The organism is Nitratireductor basaltis (assembly GCF_000733725.1).
In the GTDB taxonomy this organism is placed as follows: domain Bacteria; phylum Pseudomonadota; class Alphaproteobacteria; order Rhizobiales; family Rhizobiaceae; genus Chelativorans; species Chelativorans basaltis.
In genome coordinates this window covers 2,245,983-2,265,116 of record NZ_JMQM01000001.1, presented here as the reverse complement: position 1 = coordinate 2,265,116, position 19,134 = coordinate 2,245,983, and the positions used below count along the sequence as shown (strand labels likewise).

Sequence of the window (19,134 nt, the reverse complement as noted above, 5' to 3'; positions counted from 1 at the left end):
TTAGTCTCCCTGGCTGGAATTTTCGGAGATTGTCTTGAAGGCATTGTCCATGCGCGCGATTGCCTCGTCGATTTCCTCTTCGGAAACCGTCAGCGGCGGCAGAAGGCGTACGACATTGTCGCCAGCGGGAACCGCGAGCAGCTTTTCGTCACGCAGAGCGCCCATGACCTGCAGATTGACCGGCTTGCACTTGAAGCCAAGCATCAGCCCGTTGCCGCGCACCTCCTCGACGACCTGCGGATAGGTGTCGGCAAGTGCCGCAAGCTTCTGCTTCAGAAGCAGGCCTTTGCGCGCAACCTTGTCCATGAAGCCGTCTTCCAGAACGATGTCGAGCACCGCATTTCCGACTGCCATGGCCAACGGATTGCCGCCGAATGTCGTGCCGTGGACGCCAGGTATCATGCCGCTCGCGGCTTCTTCCGTGGCAAGACAGACACCCATGGGGAAGCCCCCGCCGATGCCCTTGGCGACTGCAACCACGTCAGGGGTGATACCCGACCATTCATGGGCGAAGAAGCGGCCCGTGCGGCCTATGCCGGACTGCACTTCATCGAGCAGCAGCAGGATGCCGTGCTTGTCGCACAGTTCGCGCAGCGCGCGCAGCGTCTCGTTGGGCATGACACGGATGCCGCCTTCGCCCTGAACGGGTTCCACCAGGATCGCGGCAGTCTCCGGCGTGATGGCCGCTTCGGTTGCCTTCAGATCACCGAAGGCAACCTGGTCGAAGCCTTCCACCTTGGGCCCGAAGCCCTCGAAATACTTCTTCTGGCCGCCGGCAGCGATGGTCGCGAGTGTGCGGCCGTGGAACGCGCCTTCAAAGGTGATGATGCGGAAGCGGTTCTCGTCACCCTTGGCGTAGTGATAGCGCCTCGCGGTCTTGATGGCACATTCCAGTGCCTCGGCACCGGAATTGGTGAAAAAGGCCTTGTCCGCAAAGCTGGCATCGCAAAGGCGTCTGCCCAGGCGATCCTGGCCGGGGATCTCGTAGAGATTGGAAATATGCCACAGACGGCCGGCCTGGCCGACGAGCGCGGCCACCATATGTGGATGCGCATGGCCCAGCGAGTTTACCGCAATGCCGGCAGCGAAATCGAGATAGCGCGTGCCGTCTTCCTGGATCAGCCATGAGCCATCACCGCGCTCGAACGAGAGCGGGATTCTGGCATAGGTATTGTAGAGCGCGGACTCGCTCATGCATGTGCTCCGGAATTGCCCCTGACCGGTTGGCCTGCACCGCCCGGCCTGATGAAACCAAAAAGCCGCCCTCAAGGGCGGCGCATGGCTTTATATCCGTTTTTTGGCAGGCGAAGTCAACGCGAGTGGCCAGAGGGTCATTGAGACAGCAACGGAAAATTAACCGTGACAAAAATGACTCACTGATTCGGCAAGTTGGGGAAAAGATTCGCAAGGCCTCTGCCGACTCTTGTCACGGAGTCAACCGGTACGGTAGTTTGCAGGAGTAACGACTACATATCGTGCGGCGGACCACCTTTCCTGTATAGATCTGGTGTCCTCTTGGCTGATCGCCGAGTGGGAGCCTGAAGGGATTCCGTGCGCCTGAAAAGGAGCGTGTCCCGATGAACTGGACAGACGAACGCGTCGAAATGCTGAAGAAGCTTTGGGCTGAGGGGCTGAGTGCCAGCCAGATCGCCGCGCAGCTCGGTGGAGTGAGCCGAAATGCCGTGATCGGCAAGGTGCACCGCCTCAAGCTTTCCAGCCGCGGACGCGCCACGAGCAGCAATACCCGCCAGAAGAAGGCGCCGGCAGCCGCGGCTGCGTCCTCGACGGCGAGCCGCAGCAGCCGTTCCACCACCCGCACGCAGAGCCGCACGGTCACCACCTCCGTCGGTGCAACCGCCCTGCAGGTCGAGTTCCAGGAAGACGCCATCGCCTATCAGGACACGCGTCCGGTGGAGGATGTGGTCATCCCGATGTCGCGCAAGCTGAAACTGGTTCAGCTCAGCGAACGCACCTGCAAATGGCCCAATGGCGACCCGCTGTCGGAAGAGTTCAACTTCTGCGGCAATGATACCGGCGATAACGGTCCTTATTGCTGCTACCACTCCAAACTGGCCTATCAGCCAGCTTCCGAGCGTCGCCGGGCGCGCTGACACCAGAAAGAACAGGCAGGCATGTCGTGCCTGCCTCATCCGGGGCCCGAAGCGGCCCCGCCGGAGCCAGGGGCTTCAACGGCTGAGATGACCAGGCTCAGGTCCCAGCCGAACATGACGGTCTTCGTGATAGATTTGCAGCCGAGGCTTCAGGCCGACTGGTCGTCATCAGTCGGTGCGGTCACCTTGTGGCTGAGATCAACCTTCGGCCGCTCCGGTGCAAGCTGGGTGCCGGTGATGATGTGGTGCACCGTCTCGGCGATATTGGTCGCATGATCACCGATGCGTTCGATATTCTTCGCGCAGAAAAGCAGATGCGTACAGGCCGTGATGTTGCGCGGATCTTCCATCATGTAGACGAGAAGCTCGCGGAAGAGTGACGTATACATGGCGTCGATCTCTTCATCGCGATCACGAACCGCACCAATCTTCTCTGCCGAGCGTGATGCATAGGCGTCGAGAACGTCCTTGAGCTGCGTCAGCGCCAGATCGGAAAGGGAAGACAGGCCGCGGAAAAGACGCATCGGCTGTCGGCTTTCCGTCACCGCAGTCACCCGCTTGGCGATGTTCTTGCCAAGATCTCCGATGCGCTCCAGGTCGGAGGCGATGCGGATGGCACCGACAATCTCGCGCAGGTCGCCCGCCATGGGCTGCCGCTTGGCGATGACGATGACGGCTTTCTCACCGATTTCGCGCTCGCGCAGATCCAGAAACTCGTCATCGGCCACCACCTTGCGCGCCAGATCGATGTCGCCGCCCACCAATGCCGATACCGCCTGCTCCACCATGCGTTCCGCATAGCCGCCCATGCTGCCGATCTGATTGGTCAGATAGCGCAATTCCTCGTCAAAGGAGCGCATGATGTGCTGGCTCGGCATGGTTCGGTTCACTCCTGGCAGCGCGGGATGCATCTATTCGCGAAAGAAGATGCATATGCGATGTAAATGACGGTTAAAAGAAAACGCCATTCGCTATTCAATGAAACTGTTCCACCTGCGTTGCAACGACGCTGGGGCCGGGGAAATGCACCGCAAAGGTGGAGCCTTCCCCGAGCTTGGATCGGATCGTCAGCCTCGCACCATGGCGCGACAGGATATGCTTTACAATGGCAAGACCCAAACCCGTACCTTTCTGTGCGCGGCTCGTCTCCACATCGACGCGGTAGAAACGCTCTGTCAGCCGTGGAATATGCTCTTGCGGAATGCCGGGTCCGAAATCGCGAACACTGATGCTGCATCCGTTGCCGTCGCTGGCCGGTAAGCCTCTGACAACAACCTTGCCGCCACCTGAGCCATATTTGCAGGCATTTTCGATCAGATTCTGGAAAACCTGCACCAGCTCGTCCCGGTTTCCGCTGATGCGAAGCGGGTCTTCCGGCATGTCGAGCTTGATCTCTATGCCGTTGTCGGCCGCGATATGCCCAAGGGAATCCGCCACGCCCGATACAAGCCGGTTGAGTTCGACCTGCTCGGAGGGCTTTGAAAAGGGCTTCATTTCGAGGCGCGAAAGCGAAAGCAGATCGTCGATCAGACGCGCCATGCGGCTCGTCTGTTCATGCATGATCGAGAGGAAATGGTCGCGCGCCCTGTCATCTTCGCGGGCCGGACCTCTCAGCGTTTCGATGAATCCCGAGACGGAGGCAAGAGGCGTGCGCAATTCATGGCTGGCATTGGCGATGAAGTCGGAACGCATCTTCTCGATGCGGCGCGTTTCGCTCTGGTCGCGGAAAAGCAGGATGTAAAGACCGGTTCCCTCGCCAATCGGTGCGGCATGGACCCGGTAAGCCCGCTCCACGGGAACCCGCTCTACATAGTCCAGCATCTGCGGCTGGTTGGTGGAGACCAGTTGATCGAGCAGTTCCTGGATCTCCGGCGCACGGAATTTCAACTGCAGCGAGGCTCCGATCGCCACGGTGCCGAATGCTTCTTCGGCAACGGCGTTGACGAAGGCGACTTCACGCTTGCCGTTGATGATGTATAGCGGCTCATTCACAGCGGCGCCAAGCTGTGCAGCGGTCAGGCGATCAATGGCCCGCTTCGGCTTTTCCTCAAGCTCCGCCTTCACCTCGCGCTTGGCCTCCACATTGGCAAGCCATAGTCCCACCAGGAAGGCGCCAGCTGCACCGACAGCCACGAGGCCATTACCTCCGTGGAAGAGATCCACGCCCAAAAGCGTCATGAGCGCCAGCGCGGCCGCAACGGGCAGGCGCACACCGGGGGCGGCGTCACCCAAGGCCGTTTTCTTGACTTCCACGTTCTTCATCGATCCGTTTTTCGCGCTCTGGACGTTTTCGCACCCACTCAATAGCATGCGCCGGTCGTCCGGTGGTAATTCGGGTGCCTGCTGTTAGCTGCAAGAGGAAACGCTTTTATGAACATTCCTTTGGATAAGGATCTCGCCGAACCGGTAGAGCTCAAGGTGGACGGCAAGAAGAGGGTGTTCGACATCGACGATCCGAAGCTGCCGGGTTGGATCGAAGACAACGCGCTGACGGCGGACGGCTATCCTTACGACGACCGGATGGACAGGAAGAAATACGAAAAGCAGCTGGAAGATCTGCAGCTTGAGCTTGTGAAGCTTCAGGCGTGGCAGAAGAAGTCCGGTCATCGCATCATGGCCCTTTTCGAAGGGCGTGACGCAGCCGGCAAGGGCGGCACGATCTCACGCATCCGCGCCTATATGAACCCGCGTACCGCGCGCAATGTCGCGCTGCCCAAGCCGACGGAAGCAGAAATGGGGCAGTGGTATTTTCAGCGCTACGTGGCTCATTTCCCGACTTCCGGCGAATTCGTCACCTTCGACCGTTCCTGGTACAATCGCGGCGTTGTGGAGCCGGTCATGGGCTTCTGCACGCCCGAGCAGCATGAGCGGTTCCTGCAAGAGGTTCCCAATTTCGAGCAGGCGCTCGTCAATGACGGCATCAGCCTGTTCAAGTTCTGGCTCAATATCGGGCAAGTGACCCAGCTTGAACGCTTCCACGACCGCAGGCACAGCCGCCTGAAATACTGGAAGTTCTCGCCCATAGATATCGAGGGCATGTTCAAGTGGGATGACTACACCCATTACCGCGACATCATGCTGGAGCGGACGCATACCGAGCATGCGCCCTGGACGGTCGTGAAGGCCAATGACAAGCGGCGCGCGCGCATCGCCGTCATTCGCCACATCCTGCTGTCCGTCGATTATGACGGTCGCGACAAGGATGCCATCGGCAAGGAAGACGGCAAGATCGTCGGTAAGGGGCTGGACTTCCTGAAGTGATCGTTTCGATGCGGCTTGTGCGGCGTCTTTTCCCACAGATGAGGGCGCCGGCACAGCTGCCAGATGGCGCGCCAGGCTGCAATTGACATGATGAACCAGTAGCGCGGTGTGTTCAGCGCATGCTGCGCAAGGTTCAACCGTTTCTGCCGGGGCAGTGTCCACCAGCCAAGTGCGATGAAAGCGACATGTCCGAGAATGACATTCGCCAGATCCACGCACAGCAGCACATATTGATGCCGTGTCAACTCACCGCCGCTGAAGTGGAACCCGGCCAGAAACAGCGCCGTCAGCGTGAAAACGGCGTAGGCAAGAGCTGAAACCAGCATGCCCGACACCATGATCTGCATCATTATGAAACTGCCCCAACCAAGCTCGTGAAGAAGCTTGCTCGGATTGCGCATGTGAACGAGCCATGTCTGAGCCCACCCCTTGAACCAGCGTGTGCGCTGTGGCAGCCACGTCTTGAAGTCGCTGGGCGCATCTTCAAGCGTTGGATAGGTCAGGACGCCGCTGCGATAGCCGAAGCGGCGCAGGCGCATGCCCAGATCGGCATCTTCCGTTACATTATATGGATCCCAGCCCCCCACGGCTTCGAGCGCCTCACGGCGGAAGTGGTTGGATGTGCCTCCCAACGGCATCACATAGTGGCGGCGGGCAAGCCATGGCAGCAATCCGGAGAAGAGTGCCGAATACTCGAAGGCGAACATCGATGATATCCAGCTTTCGCCGCCATTCGTGATCGCAAGCGGAGCCTGAAGGCAGGCAAGATCATCCGTGCTCTTTTCGAAGCTTTGCCATGCTTCCATCAGCTGGAACGGGTGAGGGCGGTCTTCGGCATCGTATAGCACCACGAAATCGCCTCGGCACAGGGGCAGGGCATAGGATAGGGCCTTCGGCTTGGTGCGTGGACCGATGTCGGGAACTTCTATCACCTCCACATAGGGCCTGAGCTGGTGCGCGCGGATGGCATTCAGCGTCTCGTGGTCATCTGCCTCGCAAACGAGCTTGATCTCAAGCTTCCCGCGCGGCCAGACGAGGCGGTTCAGTGACATCAGGAGCTGCGGGACGACGTCTGCCTCGCGATAGAGCGCCACAAGAACCGTATAGACGGGCATGTCCGCAGGCCTGTGGGAGCAAAGCTCCGGCTCACGTTTCGTCTTGCGTGCTTCAAGTCCGGCAAAGAAGCGCAGCAGAATACAGGAGAAGAAGAACACTGAAAGCACGATATGGGTGACGAGCAGCGTTTGGACGGGCCACAGGAGCAAGCTGGCAGGAAAGGCAAATGCTAGTGCGCCGAACAGGGCACCCTGCCATGCATTCACGACCGTCCTCGCAGAAAATGATGGCATGTGCTCGAAAAGAGCGCTTACCGCCATACGCGCGGTTGCCTTGGCCGCTCGTGCTTTGATTGCCTCGCGCAATGCGGTAGGCGCGATGATGCGCAGTGTAAGGCGCAAACGATCGTAGCGCTTGAGAAAATCGAGCATTCCGGAGATGTCGAGCCCGTGCGGCGCAATCAGGAGAACCGTGTTGCCGCGCGCATCATAGGCGGCAGCCGCTCTGACACCGCAACTCTGCTGCAGGGCTTCCAGACAGCCATCCTCCTGCATGATCAGGTTGTGCGGTCTGATGGTTGTTTCGAAACCAAGCCCAAGCCAGCGCGCAAGTGCGCGGAAGAAGTCCATTTCGCAAACCCGACCCGAAGACAGCAGCTCCGCCTGAAAGGTAAGGCCGGAAAGTGTGGCTCTTGCCTCGATCGCCAGAGCTTCACCGCTTCCAACGCCCAGCATGTCCAGGACCGGCTGCCATTCCTCCGCAGGGCTTGGCCTATAGACCCGATGCCGCTTCAGATATGAAGACATGACGGTTTTTGGCAGGCGCAAAGGTGCACCTGCGCCCGGCGTGAACCGTTCGGTGAACATGATGCCAGTCCAATCTGCTAGAGCGAGGGAAGTCTCGCAGTGAAGAAGGGTCTGCTTCTAAATGGATATGCGTGCAGGTTGTCTTTGCGGTGGCTCGAGGCAACCACCCGGATCAGCTGCTGCTTTCAGTTCAGTACACATGTCCACCCCTAAACACGATACAACCTGTCGGCAAGAAATCTCCAGACGACAACTATACTGTGCAGCAATTTAATCAATGTCAATGTCTGCGTGTATTTCGCCTTGTTGCTGTTCCTCTCGATGACGCGTTGCGCTATGAGCGGGAAAACATCGCGAAGAGGTCCTGCTTGCGCGCCCTGCTCACATTGCTCGTTCTCATCACGCTCATGCTGCCACAGGCTGCGAGTGCAGAGGATGTGCGCATTCCGCATGTCTGGGACCAGCGACAGCGCCTGACGAAACCCGATGTAAGCAATATCCGCCGCCTCCGGTTTCTCACGACAACGGACTTCTTTCCCTTCAACTTTCTCGATGAGGATGGTCGCCTGACCGGCTTCCATGTCGATCTTGCGCGCGCTCTTTGCGAGGTGCTCGACATCGAGGAGAGATGCCAGATCCAGGCACTGCCATGGGAAGAGCTACGACCCGCACTTGCACAAGGCGAGGGCGATGCCATCATGGCCGGCGTGGCGGTGACTGCCGAAAACCGCATGGAGTTGTTGTTCTCACAGCCCTATCTCCAGTTCCCTGCGCGCTTCCTTGCCAAGACCGACAGTGGCCTTGAGGTCGGGAAGCTTGCTGATGGACGCATTGGGGTTATCGCCGGCTCTGCTCACGAGCGGATGTTGAGGAACTGGTTCCCGCAACTCCAGCCGGTCACATACAGCCGTGACAACTGGATGATGGCGGATTTGCAGGCGGGTAGATTGGATGCGGTCCTCGGCGACGGGCTGCGGCTATCCTTCTGGCTCGCCGATCAGGACGATGAATTGTGCTGTGCGTTCACGGGTGAGCCCTATTTTGCGCCGGAATATCTGGGGCATGGGCTGGCCATCGCCCTGCCGGCTGATGCGCATGATGTGAAGGCTGCACTCGACTACGCCTTGCAAAGCGTGGAAGCCAATGGGCGCTTCGAAGAGCTTTATCTGCGCTACTTTCCCGTGGGCTTCTACTGAATCTGCTATCGCATGCGGCGGCGGTAAAGCTTGCGGAAGGGCAGGTACAGACACCACATCAGGCCGCTAGCGATCGCACCACGATATTCCCTGAGCCCGATCTCCATGCGGCTATGTCCTGCAGCCGGCTGCGCCAGATAGGTGCGGAAGATGCGATCCCAGAAAGAGAAGTTGAAGCCGTAATTGGTGTCGGTCTCTTCCGGCGCCGAGGAGTGATGCACCCGGTGCATGTCCGGCGTGACAATGAAGCGGCGCAATACGCGGTCAAGCGGACGCGGCAGGTCTATATTGGAGTGGTTGAACATCGAGGTGCCGTTCAGCACGATCTCGAAGATCAGCACCGAGAGAACAGGCGCACCCAGCGCCATGACGATCAACGCCTTCCAGAGCATCGAGACCAGGATCTCGACGGGATGGAAGCGCAGTCCTGTCGTGACATCGAAGCCCGTATCGGCATGATGCATGCGGTGAAAACGCCAGAACAGCGGGATCTTGTGGCTGGCCAGGTGTTCCAGCCAGATCGCGAAATCCAGCACCACAAAGGCGATGATTCCGGCGGCCAGAGATGGCACGGGCAACAGGTTGAACAACCCGATGCCACGCGTCTCCGCCGCCAATGCAGCACCCACGGCGGCAGCCGGGAAGACCACCCGCAGGATGATCGACGAAATGATCAGAACGGACAGGTTCGTGAACCAGCGTCGCGTCTTGAAGGTCCCGATCATCTCGTCGCGCTCGAGACGCGGCGACCATAGCTCGAAAGCGGCCATGGCCGAGAAGATCGCGATGAAGGCGCCAAGCCGGATACCGGCTTCCGATGTGAGGAAATCAATCATTCGCCTTCATCTCCGACCCGGTCCTCTCAAGCCAGTCAATTGCTGGTGAGGCCGGTCAGGCCGGGCGGCGGTGACGCGCCTGCGCAGCCCGCTCGATGGCTGCGGCAATGAGTGGGTCAAGGCGCAGACGGTTGCGGATAAGCTGCAGCATGCGCTTTTCCTCGCGCTCCAAGTGCAGATCGGCCGCCGCGACTTCTACCGCCATCGCATAGGCGGTGTCATGTAGCGTATCGGGCACCACGTCACGCACCTCGTTGAGAATGCTGTCGAGGCCGTCATCATTCTGGAGGATCTGCTGACATTCCCCGGCAACCTCGATTATGCGGTCCTGATCGAAATCGGCAAAGACCGGCAGTGTCTGTATCATCTGGCCAATGCGTGAGAGTTCCGCATCGGTCATGTTTCGGTCGCTGGCGGACACGACGACCATGAGGTGGATCAGGGCCTCATGAAGGGTGGGGGGTTGAAGCATCACATATCCTCTTTGTGCAGCACCAAGGTAGGAACGGGCACGACTGACCGCAATGAAAAAACATGCGGAAGATTGACCTCTACCCGCGGCAAGCTTAAGCCCACAGCCGTTGGATTTTTCCTACCCTGAATGGACATGAGAAATGACGATTGACGCATCGACGCTAGACCTCGCGCCCGAACTCCTGGACGCGGCTGAGAAAGGCAAAGCCTGGCCATTCGAGGAAGCGCGCAAAATCGTCAAACGTTATGAGGGCCGTGACTTCCCCGAGGTCGTCCTTTTCGAGACCGGATACGGCCCCTCGGGCCTCCCGCATATCGGCACCTTCGGCGAAGTTGCCCGCACGACCATGGTGCGCCATGCCTTTCACATTCTCACCGAAGGCAAGGTGAAGACCCGGCTCCTGTGCTTCTCCGACGACATGGATGGCATGCGCAAGATCCCGGACAATGTTCCGGACCCCGAAGCGCTCAAGCCCCATCTGCACAAGCCGCTGACGGCCGTGCCCAACCCCTTTGGCAGCGAGTACAAGAGCTTTGGCGAGCACAACAACGCCATGCTGCGCCGCTTCCTCGATACTTTCGGCTTCGAATACGATTTTGCCAGCGCCACCGACTATTACAAATCCGGCAAGTTCGACAACGCGCTGTTGAACGCGGCGGAAAACTACGAGCGGATCATGGCGGCGATGCTGCCAACGCTGGGTGAAGAGCGCCAGGCCACCTACAGCCCGTTCCTTCCCATCCATCCCGAAACGGGCCGCGTGCTCTATGTCCCGATGAAGAATGTGGATGCCAAGGCCGGCACCATCACATTCGACGACGAGGACGGCAAGGAGATCACGCTGCCCATCACCGGCGGTAATGTGAAGATGCAGTGGAAGCCGGATTTCGGCATGCGCTGGGCTGCCCTGGATGTCGATTTCGAGATGTTCGGCAAGGATCACGGCCCCAATGCCGCGCTCTATGATCGCATCTGCGTCATCCTCGGTGGCAAGGCGCCGGAGCACTTCATCTACGAACTGTTCCTGGACGACAAGGGTCAGAAGATATCCAAGTCGAAGGGCAACGGCCTGACCATAGATGAATGGCTGACCTATGCGCCGACCGAAAGTCTTGCGCTCTACATGTTCCAGAAGCCGCGTACGGCGAAGAAGCTTTATTTCGACGTGATCCCGCGCGCGGTCGACGAATATTACGCCCATCTTGCCGCCTATCCGCGTCAGGACTGGACGCAGCGGCTCAACAATCCGGTCTGGCACATCCATAGCGGCAATCCGCCGGAGAAGGATCTGCCTGTCCCGTTCTCGCTGCTGCTCAACCTGGCAACCGCCTCCAATCCGGAAAACCGGGACGTCATGTGGGGCTTCATTTCCAATTATGCTCCCGGCGTCACGCCACAGACGCATCCGCATCTCGACCAGCTTGTCGGCTACGCGATCCAGTATTTCCGCGACTTCGTGAAGAAGGACTACCGCGCGCCAGATGATGAGGAACGCGATGCACTTGAGAAGCTGTCGGAAGCTTTAGGCAGTCTGCCCGCAGATGCCGATGGCGAGGCGATCCAGAATGCGGCGCTCGATGTCGCGCGCGACATCGAACGTTACCAGGACCACAAGAAGAAGAGCCCGACCGGCGGTCCGGGTGTGTCGGTGGCCTTCTTCCAGATGATCTATCAGGTGCTTCTGGGGCAGGAGCGCGGGCCACGCTTCGGCTCCTTTGCCGCGCTCTACGGCATCGACAAGACGCGCGAATTGATTGCCTCGGCTCTCAATGGCGAACTGGTCGCGGAATGACTGGGAACAGGCCGGGGTAGCCGCTCCGGCATTAGCGCGGCCCGTTGCCATGGATGCCGCGGCGCAGCGAGCGTGCATCGGTTTCCATGGCCTTATAGGAACTTTCGGACGCGGCGCGCGCCCAGCCATGGGTAACCAGCCACTCGGCCGGGTCGACGTCTCCCACAACGCAGCGTGCAGAGCGTTGCGCTGCGCTCTCGGCCTCTTCCTCGTCCATCTCGCAATCCAGCGCGCGCCCGCGCAACCACAAGCGAAACGCCGTGCGGGCATGACGCCCGCAGGGCCACGCGCCTTCGGGGCCATCGCAAATTTCATCTGGCGAAAGAACCTGGATGCCGGACAGGGAAAATTCCAGGTCCTGGGCGCGAATCTTGCCGGCCGCGACGGCTACCGGTTTGAAAAAGCGCTGCTGGCGATCGATGGGCTTTGACACGGGTTCATGCGCCAAGGGGCTTAGTGGCGGGCGGGGCTCGACGCGCATCAACTCGTGAGGTGCGACTGGCGGTGGAGCTGCCACGGTTGGATCGATGATCCGCACGCGCTTTTCCTGCGCATGGGCGCAAGGCGGCGCGACAATTGCCGCAAGGAGGGCTGCCAGAAAAGCCAGTCTTACTGGCTGGCCCACACGATCCGCGCGATCCATTCCACCTCCGAGCGCTTGAACACCCGGTTGGGATGTTCGGCATTGATTGAATGCAGCTCGATCTCGCGGCTCGTCTGACGCATCAGCACCTTGGCCATGACCTCTCCGTCCATGGTCTTCACCACGACACGGTCGCCCTTGTGGATGGTCGTTTCCGGCTCAACGATCAGCGTGTCGCCGTCGCGATAGAGTGGCAGCATGGAGTCGCCCTGGACCTGCAGTGCATAGGCGCCCTGGCGCAAATTCTGGACGGGAAGCTCGACATGCTCCCAGCCTTCACCGGCGGGAAAGCCTGCATCGTCGAAAAAGCCGCCGGCGCCGGCTTGCGCGAAGCCGATCAGAGGCACCGAAGCCGCTGGCATCGGATATTGGCCGGGCTCTGCACAAGGCACGCCCTTAACCAGAGCGATGAAATCGTCCAGCGATGCACCGGTGGCCAGCATGACCTTGGCGAGCGATTCCGTCGAAGGCCAGCGTGGTCTGCCATCCGCGGAGCAGCGCTTGGAGCGGTTGAACGCGGTGGAATCCAGACCTGCTTTGCGCGCGAGGCCGGATGGCGAAAGTGCATGCCGCGCTGCCAGCGCGTCGATGGCCGCCCAGACTTGCTCGTGCGAAAGCACGTTGTCCTCCCCCTTGTTGACAGGAAAAAATGCCTGCCGGTCTGTTCTAGACCCGTGGATGGCTACCTGTCCAGCCTGCGCAATGCCCTAGCCGGACGTGGTTAATCCGCCTTGAACGCTGCTCTTCCCTTGGCCAGTGCGTGATCAAGATATTCCACACGGTCCTGTCCGAAAAACGCTTCGCCATTGAGCACATAGGTCGGCACACCCACAGCATCGGCCGTGATGGCCTCCTCGGTATTTCGCTGACGAATCTCGGCCGCTTCCGGCTGGCGGGCTGCCGCCAGGACGGCTTCAGCGTCAAAACCCTCACGCGCAAGATATTTTGCGAGCACCTGCTCGTCGGCGATGTCTTCTTCGTTCGCCCAGAGTGCAGCAAACACGCGCTCCATATAGCTGAGCGGATCACCACCCAGCTGTTGCAGTGCGATGACGGATCGGTCGGCAAGCGTCGGGTCGACCGGCCAATGCTTCGGCTTCACATTGATGGGCATGCCCCGGTAGTCCGCGATGCGCTGCAGCTCGACCAGTCGCAGGCGCTGGCGCACAGGCGGGCGCTGCGCCGGTGGAAGCGCGCCGGACACCTGCCATATGCCAGGCAGGCTGACTGGCTTCACATTGATCTCCAAGCCGTGCTTGCGCGCCACCGCGCGCAGGGGCTGGTGCCCGAGATAGGAGAAGGGCGAGGCCGAGGTGAAATAATAATCTATCGCTGACATCGGGATAATCCGCATTTAGTTCGCAATACACACTATCTGGAGTGTGGCTTTCCGCAAGCCTTGTTCCCGCCAAGGAACAAGGATTTGGATTTCGCTATAACGCCACAATGGTGGAGCCTGTTGCAGGCGGCCGAGCGAAGGGCTTCTTGCGGCCGGCTTCCGGAACGACTATCTGCACAAGCCTGGGATCAGAAGGATGAGACAATGTCGGCACTGACACGCTTTCTGGGCGACAGCCCCTTGCGGATATTGGTGAAGCTGCTTGTCGTCTCCTTCATAGTCGGCTTCATCATGAGTGTGTTCCACTGGTCGCCCTGGGATGTCTGGTACAGCCTGCGCGACATGGTTCTCCACGTCTGGAACATGGGATTTGACGCGCTCGGCAATTTTGCCGGATACATCGTGCTTGGTGCAGTTATCGTTGTACCGGCATTTATCATTCTCAGAATCCTGAGCTTCCGCCGATAGGGCTGGCCGCACCAAGAAGCGTCGCTGTGCCCTTGCGGCCATACGTTGCGGCTGGCATTGGCTTTGCCTGAAGCAGTGTGGGGGCAGGATTGGACGCGACAGGTCAGCCAGAGCAGAAGCAGTTCATGGTGACGAACCGGCAGGTGCTGGCAATCGCCGTGCCGATGACGCTGGCCTATCTGACCACCCCTCTTCTTGGCCTTGTAGACACTGCCATTGTCGGTCAGTTCGGCGATGCTGCACTATTGGGCGGACTTGCGGCCGGTGCCATCGTGTTCGACGTGGTGTTCAACACACTCAACTCGCTGCGTTCTGGGACCACCGGTCTGGTCGCACAGGCTTTCGGACGCGGTGACACGCGGGAGGAGCAGGCCACGCTTCTGCGTGCGTTAATCCTGGCCGTCACCGCAGGTTTGCTGCTGATCCTGGCGTCACCGGCCATTGCCGCCGCAGGGGCCTGGTTCATCTCGCCCGAGCAGGCAGTGATAGATGCAATGCACGCCTATATTGCCATCCGCATGCTCGCCGCTCCGATGACGCTGATCAATTTCACTTTGCTCGGCTATGTGCTGGGACGTGGTGAAGGCACGCTCGGACTGGGCCTCCAGTTCCTTCTCAATGGCGCGAACATATCGCTGTCGCTATGGCTTGGCCTCCATCTGGGCTGGGGGATCGAAGGGGTTGCCTGGGGCACGGTGGGCGGAGAAAGCATTGCTGCAATCGTGGGACTGGCCATCGTGTCGCGACGCATGAGGGGCGATCGGCGCCCGGCGCGCCGGGACGTATTCGACCTCGCCTCTATCCTGCGCCTCCTGTCGCTCAATGGCGACATCATGGTGCGCTCCTTCACGCTGCTGGCAGCCTATGCGCTTTTCACCCGGCAGGGTGCGCAATACGGAACAGTGACCCTGGCTGCGAATGCCGTGCTCCTGAATTTCATTCTCTTCGCGGGCTATTTTCTGGATGGCTTTGCCACGGCTGCTGAGCAGCTTGCGGGTAGGGCTGTCGGCGGGCGAAACAGGACGGCATTCAGCCGTGTACTCCTGCTCACCGGTATCTGGGGCTTCGCGCTTGCGATCGCTGCAACGGCTCTTACGATCGCCTTTGGACAGGACCTCGTGCATCTGCTCACGACATCGCCCGATGTGCGTGCCCTGGCTCTGACATATCTTCCATTCGCCGCGTTTGTCGCAATAAGCGGTGTGCTGGCATTCCAGATGGACGGCGTTTTCATCGGCGCCACATGGTCGCGCGACATGCGCAACATGATGCTGCTGTCGCTCGGCTTCTACGTGGTCGCCCTGTTCGTGCTGGGCGAAGCCTTCGGCAATGCGGGCCTATGGGCTGCCATGCATATATGGCTCATCGTTCGTGGCTTGAGCCTGGCGGCAATCCTGCCGCATCGCATGCGGCAGAACTTCGCGTGATGCTCAATCGGGCAGGGGACGGTCGGCCCATTTGTCGAGATGGCTGTCCCTGAGTTTGGCCACATTGGCCACGCCCGCCCTTGCCACGGCCTCGTCCAGACCCTTGACGATCCGTGCCGGCAGACTGGCGCCCTCATAGATCATGCCGGTGTAGATCTGCACCAGGTCAGCGCCCGCCTTGATTTTCTCAAGCGCCGTTTCGGCGGAATGGACGCCGCCCACGCCGATGATCGGGAGTTTGGGCCCAACGAGGCGGCGCATGCGCGCAAGCACGATTGTTGATCGTTCGAACAGCGGCGCGCCCGACATGCCGCCAGTCTCGCTGCTATTCGCACTGGCAAGATCTGAGCGCGACAGGGTGGTGTTCGACACAATCAGGCCGTCGATCGCGCTACCGGCCAGTTCGGTGGCAATGTCTTCCATCGCCTGTTCATCCAGATCAGGGGCGATCTTGAGGAAGAGCGGCGTGTGACCGGCGCCATTTCGAGCCGCTGCATCACGCGCGGCACAGACCCGTGAGAGCAGAAGGCCGAGGCTTTCCTTCCCCTGCAGATCGCGCAGGCCTGCGGTGTTGGGCGAAGAGATATTGATGGTCAGATAGGAGGCAAGGCGGGCGAAGGCATGCACGCCCTGCTCATAGGCTGCAATGCGGTCGGCCGCATCCTTGTTGGTGCCGATATTGATGCCGACGATGCCGCCTCTGCCGGTGCGCCGCTCCAGCCGCGCCTTTGCCGCTTCAAGCCCCTCATTGTTGAAGCCGAGACGATTGATCACGGCGCGATCTTCGACAAGGCGAAAGATGCGTGGCTTCTCATTGCCCGATTGCGGGCGCGGCGTAACCGTGCCGCATTCCACGAAACCGAAGCCAAGACGCAGCAAGGCATCCGGCACCTGCGCATTCTTGTCGAACCCGGCCGCCATTCCGAGCGGGTTCGGGAATGCAAGCCCGGCGATCTCGGTACGCAGGCGCGGCGTATCCCGACGAGGTGGAAAAGGTGTCACACCGGTTTCAAGCGCCTTGATCGCCAGCCCGTGGGCCTGTTCGGGATCGAGCGAGAAGAGGAAGGGACGGGCGAGGCGGTCGATAAGCCGTCTCATTTCATCCCCTCCGGAAATCTATGCTGGCCGTCATCCCCGAGCGGCAGCGGCATGGTCTCGACTACGGCAGACAGTTCGAGTGGCGCGTAAAGATGCGGAAACTCTTTGCCGCCTCTGGAAATCTCGTATTTGAGAGCCTCGCCCAAACGGTCGCCATCGACGCTGACCAGAAGCAGGTCGTCCTGACCGGCAAAATGCTTGGCTGCCGTCTCGCGAAGCTGCTCCGCAGTCGAAAAGTGGATATAGCCATCCTGCAGATCGACGGGAGCGCCCTCAAAGACGCCTGTTTTCTGTGCTTCAACCCACATCGCGCGCGGGCAGATCTTGTAAATGAAATGTGCCATGCGCGCGCTATAATCCGATAATGGCTGCGTGGAAAGGTTTTGCGCGGCACTGACAGTTTCTGCAAAGCGTGGACGCGCAGGAAAAAACGACGCCGCGCTTTCAAGGAGTTGAACCATGATGGGTAAAACAAAGTCGGTTGTTCTCGCCGCAGCGCTGATTGGCGGTGCCGGAGCGATGCTCCAGGGCACGGCCAATGCACAGGACGAGCGCTTTCGCCTGGAGCGTACCGAAGATGGCTATGTGCGCATGAATACACAAACCGGTGAAATGAGCCTGTGTCGTGAACAGGATGGCCGCCTCACCTGTGCACCTTCCAGCGAGACTGATGACTCTTCGCAGATGTCGCTGCAAAGCCGGCTTGCCGATCTGGAGAAGCGGGTGGAGAAGCTTGAGGCTGAAGCCAAGCCGAACACCGGTCTGCCCAGCGAAGAGGAGTTCGATCAGACGCTTGGTATGATGGAGCGCTTCTTTCAGCGGTTCATAGGCATCGTAAAGGACCTTGATGCCGAGACCGACACGCCCCCGAACAAGCCGGCAGAACCGGAACCCGGCGAAGACGCTTCCCGAACCTAGCGACCCGCCGTTCAGGCGCGCGTGAGATGCATGCGCGCCTGCTCGGGCAGGGCGATGGCCTTGCGGGTGGCCAGGTCCACGATGAGGGCCACAACCTGTGCGGAGGCAACGGCCCGACCACTCATGACATCGACTATGTCATGGTGCAGCGTGAGCGTCTTGCTGCCGGAGCCTGATACGGTGGTGAAGATCTGAAGCGCATCGCCCGCACGCGCATGGCTGTGGCGGGAGATCTTCATCTCCACTGCCACGCGCCCCAGATTGCGCTCACTCAGCCAGTTTGAGGTAACACCGGCCAGCGCCCAGCCATGGGGGGCGGCGTCCGAAATGCGCGCGACATATCCCTGTTCGCAAAGGCGGCCGTCGCTTTCACATTCGTTTGCGCGGACGATTGAACTGTTGGTGCGCCCACCAGCGGCCTTCAATATGGCATCCGGCTTGCGCGGTTCGAGCTTCTCGGCGGGCGCGCTGCGGGGAAGGGCTGCAGGTATCTGTTGCTCTTCCACCAGGTGGTCGGTGGGCGGATAGGGTGCCATGTCGATGGCCGATGCGCAGAGTTTCGCAGTCTCGGCATCCACGAGGTAGTGCACCAGCCTGCCCTTCAGCGACCCGTTCGAGATCACGGCCGAATGAACGAGGGTCGTCGCACCCGCATGCAGTTCCGCGTGGTAGCGCACATGGCGGTCCATCGGTGGGCCCGCGACAGGTTTGCCCCCCAGGGCGAGGCGGAAAAAGACCGCAGCTTCGTCAAAGCGTTTGAGATAGAACTGCACATTCATGTGCGCGTTCTCGTCACACTCCCATGTGTTGACGAAAGAGCGATGCGTTTCGATGCTGTTCTGCACGCCTCTTCCTCCTCTGACCATGAACAGGCTGACATCAAGCTGTCACGAAATCCAGCCTGTTTGTGATGTTGCGGCAATCACGTTCTTCTTCAAGCGGCGTTCTGGGGAAGCTATCGGCTTGAAAAGCCGCCGCCAGCCCGCATAATCACTTCCCGGTCCCAAGCACGGCGACGAACAGCCAGGAAGGACCACCGGGGAGGAAAGATTTGACGGGTTACCGCTTTGTCGTCGCCGACGACCATCCACTTTTCCGTGGCGCTCTTCAGCAGGCGCTCACGAGCTATGATGCGCAGTGCGAAATTCTCGAAGCCGAGGATTTTGATGGCGTGAAGCTGCTTGTGGGCGAGGCAGAGAATATCGATCTCGTACTGCTCGATCTGGCGATGCCCGGTGCAAGCGGGCTTTCCGGTCTCGTCGCATTGCGCGGCCTCAATCCGGCGATCCCGATCGTGGTCGTATCGGCCTATGATGATACGCAGACGATACGTCGCGCGCTTGATCTGGGCGCTTCCGGCTTCATCTCGAAGTCCTCGCGCATGGACGAAATCAAGGTGGCGGTGAAGACTGTTCTGGACGGAGGTCTGCACGCACCTGACGATCTGGAACTTGGCGAAGAGGCCGATCCCGAAGTTTCGGATCTCATCCAGCGCATTCAGACACTCACACCACAGCAGACACGTGTCCTTGCCATGCTGGCGGAAGGCCTGCTCAACAAGCAGATTGCCTATGAGCTCAACGTCTCCGAAGCGACCGTCAAGGCGCATGTTTCGGCGGTACTGCAGAAGCTGAATGTCGACAGCCGTACGCAGGCGGTCATCCTGCTATCGCGTATCGGCAGCGAGCCGCTGTCGCAGGAGACCTGA

The 19,134-nt window shown here is 60.0% G+C and carries 20 protein-coding genes; 8 read left to right on the top strand and 12 right to left on the bottom strand.

Annotated elements, in window-relative coordinates:
• Window positions 1-1,194, bottom strand: coding sequence for an aspartate aminotransferase family protein (locus EL18_RS10955; protein WP_036482869.1), 1,194 nt, complete (start codon window positions 1,192-1,194; stop codon window positions 1-3).
• 383 nt (window positions 1,195-1,577) lie between these two features.
• Between EL18_RS10955 and EL18_RS10950 the strand changes: the two genes are divergently transcribed.
• Window positions 1,578-2,111 carry a GcrA family cell cycle regulator gene (locus EL18_RS10950; protein WP_036482866.1) on the top strand — a complete coding sequence of 178 codons (534 nt, stop codon included), beginning with the start codon at window positions 1,578-1,580 and terminating at the stop codon, window positions 2,109-2,111.
• Window positions 2,112-2,260: 149 nt separating this feature from the next.
• Here EL18_RS10950 and phoU read toward each other — a convergent pair whose 3' ends face one another.
• Entirely contained in the window at window positions 2,261-2,989 is a 729-nt protein-coding gene (phoU, locus tag EL18_RS10945; protein WP_036482863.1) for a phosphate signaling complex protein PhoU, read from the bottom strand.
• A gap of 97 nt (window positions 2,990-3,086) precedes the next feature.
• The gene (phoR, locus tag EL18_RS10940; protein WP_036482860.1) at window positions 3,087-4,373 is read right to left on the bottom strand and encodes a phosphate regulon sensor histidine kinase PhoR; all 1,287 of its coding nucleotides are present in this window, start codon (window positions 4,371-4,373) and stop codon (window positions 3,087-3,089) included.
• 108 nt (window positions 4,374-4,481) lie between these two features.
• On the opposite strand from phoR, the gene ppk2 reads away from it, so the two are divergent.
• Entirely contained in the window at window positions 4,482-5,372 is an 891-nt protein-coding gene (ppk2, locus tag EL18_RS10935; RefSeq protein ID WP_036482851.1) for a polyphosphate kinase 2, read from the top strand.
• Here the strand turns inward: ppk2 and EL18_RS10930 are convergent.
• Complete coding sequence (locus EL18_RS10930; protein WP_244444554.1) at window positions 5,294-7,294, bottom strand: glycosyltransferase; 2,001 nt, start codon at window positions 7,292-7,294, stop codon at window positions 5,294-5,296. The two genes, ppk2 and EL18_RS10930, sit on opposite strands and share 79 nt — an antisense overlap.
• Before the next feature lie 308 nt (window positions 7,295-7,602).
• Between EL18_RS10930 and EL18_RS10925 the strand changes: the two genes are divergently transcribed.
• Complete coding sequence (locus tag EL18_RS10925; protein WP_341872063.1) at window positions 7,603-8,430, top strand: transporter substrate-binding domain-containing protein; 828 nt, start codon at window positions 7,603-7,605, stop codon at window positions 8,428-8,430.
• A gap of 5 nt (window positions 8,431-8,435) precedes the next feature.
• On the opposite strand, the gene EL18_RS10920 is transcribed toward EL18_RS10925, so the two are convergent.
• Both EL18_RS10920 and EL18_RS10915 read right to left on the bottom strand, forming a co-directional pair.
• Entirely contained in the window at window positions 8,436-9,266 is an 831-nt protein-coding gene (locus EL18_RS10920; protein ID WP_036482848.1) for a sterol desaturase family protein, read from the bottom strand.
• A 55-nt stretch (window positions 9,267-9,321) separates the two neighbouring features.
• Window positions 9,322-9,738 carry a tellurite resistance TerB family protein gene (locus EL18_RS10915; RefSeq protein WP_036482847.1) on the bottom strand — a complete coding sequence of 139 codons (417 nt, stop codon included), beginning with the start codon at window positions 9,736-9,738 and terminating at the stop codon, window positions 9,322-9,324.
• 142 nt (window positions 9,739-9,880) lie between these two features.
• On the opposite strand from EL18_RS10915, the gene EL18_RS10910 reads away from it, so the two are divergent.
• Entirely contained in the window at window positions 9,881-11,533 is a 1,653-nt protein-coding gene (locus tag EL18_RS10910; RefSeq protein WP_036482846.1) for a lysine--tRNA ligase, read from the top strand.
• A gap of 31 nt (window positions 11,534-11,564) precedes the next feature.
• Here EL18_RS10910 and EL18_RS10905 read toward each other — a convergent pair whose 3' ends face one another.
• The 3 genes from EL18_RS10905 to EL18_RS10895 form a co-directional block, all read right to left on the bottom strand.
• The gene (locus EL18_RS10905; protein ID WP_051914047.1) at window positions 11,565-12,176 is read right to left on the bottom strand and encodes a thermonuclease family protein; all 612 of its coding nucleotides are present in this window, start codon (window positions 12,174-12,176) and stop codon (window positions 11,565-11,567) included.
• Window positions 12,143-12,796, bottom strand: coding sequence for a S24 family peptidase (locus tag EL18_RS10900; protein ID WP_036482844.1), 654 nt, complete (start codon window positions 12,794-12,796; stop codon window positions 12,143-12,145). Before EL18_RS10900 ends, EL18_RS10905 begins: the two co-directional genes overlap by 34 nt.
• Window positions 12,797-12,897: 101 nt before the next feature.
• On the bottom strand, window positions 12,898-13,515 hold the full coding sequence (locus EL18_RS10895; RefSeq protein WP_036482841.1) for a 2-hydroxychromene-2-carboxylate isomerase: 618 nt from the start codon (window positions 13,513-13,515) through the stop codon (window positions 12,898-12,900).
• Window positions 13,516-13,719: 204 nt separating this feature from the next.
• Between EL18_RS10895 and EL18_RS10890 the strand changes: the two genes are divergently transcribed.
• The gene (locus EL18_RS10890) at window positions 13,720-13,983 is read left to right on the top strand and encodes a DUF6460 domain-containing protein (RefSeq protein ID WP_036482839.1); all 264 of its coding nucleotides are present in this window, start codon (window positions 13,720-13,722) and stop codon (window positions 13,981-13,983) included.
• Window positions 13,984-14,108: 125 nt separating this feature from the next.
• A complete protein-coding gene (locus EL18_RS10885; RefSeq protein WP_051914045.1) occupies window positions 14,109-15,410 on the top strand; it encodes an MATE family efflux transporter in 1,302 nt (433 codons plus the stop codon).
• A 3-nt stretch (window positions 15,411-15,413) separates the two neighbouring features.
• Here the strand turns inward: EL18_RS10885 and EL18_RS10880 are convergent, their stop codons facing one another.
• A complete protein-coding gene (locus EL18_RS10880; RefSeq protein WP_036482828.1) occupies window positions 15,414-16,508 on the bottom strand; it encodes a quinone-dependent dihydroorotate dehydrogenase in 1,095 nt (364 codons plus the stop codon).
• Window positions 16,505-16,852 carry a DUF952 domain-containing protein gene (locus EL18_RS10875; protein WP_036484586.1) on the bottom strand — a complete coding sequence of 116 codons (348 nt, stop codon included), beginning with the start codon at window positions 16,850-16,852 and terminating at the stop codon, window positions 16,505-16,507. The genes EL18_RS10880 and EL18_RS10875 overlap by 4 nt, the downstream gene beginning before the upstream one ends.
• Window positions 16,853-16,967: 115 nt before the next feature.
• On the opposite strand from EL18_RS10875, the gene EL18_RS10870 reads away from it, so the two are divergent.
• Window positions 16,968-17,426 carry a hypothetical protein gene (locus EL18_RS10870; protein WP_244444553.1) on the top strand — a complete coding sequence of 153 codons (459 nt, stop codon included), beginning with the start codon at window positions 16,968-16,970 and terminating at the stop codon, window positions 17,424-17,426.
• An 11-nt stretch (window positions 17,427-17,437) separates the two neighbouring features.
• On the opposite strand, the gene EL18_RS10865 is transcribed toward EL18_RS10870, so the two are convergent.
• Entirely contained in the window at window positions 17,438-18,271 is an 834-nt protein-coding gene (locus EL18_RS10865) for a thioesterase family protein (protein ID WP_036482823.1), read from the bottom strand.
• 206 nt (window positions 18,272-18,477) lie between these two features.
• Between EL18_RS10865 and EL18_RS10860 the strand changes: the two genes are divergently transcribed.
• Window positions 18,478-19,134: a response regulator transcription factor gene (locus tag EL18_RS10860; protein WP_036482819.1), complete on the top strand. Its 657-nt coding sequence runs from the start codon at window positions 18,478-18,480 to the stop codon at window positions 19,132-19,134.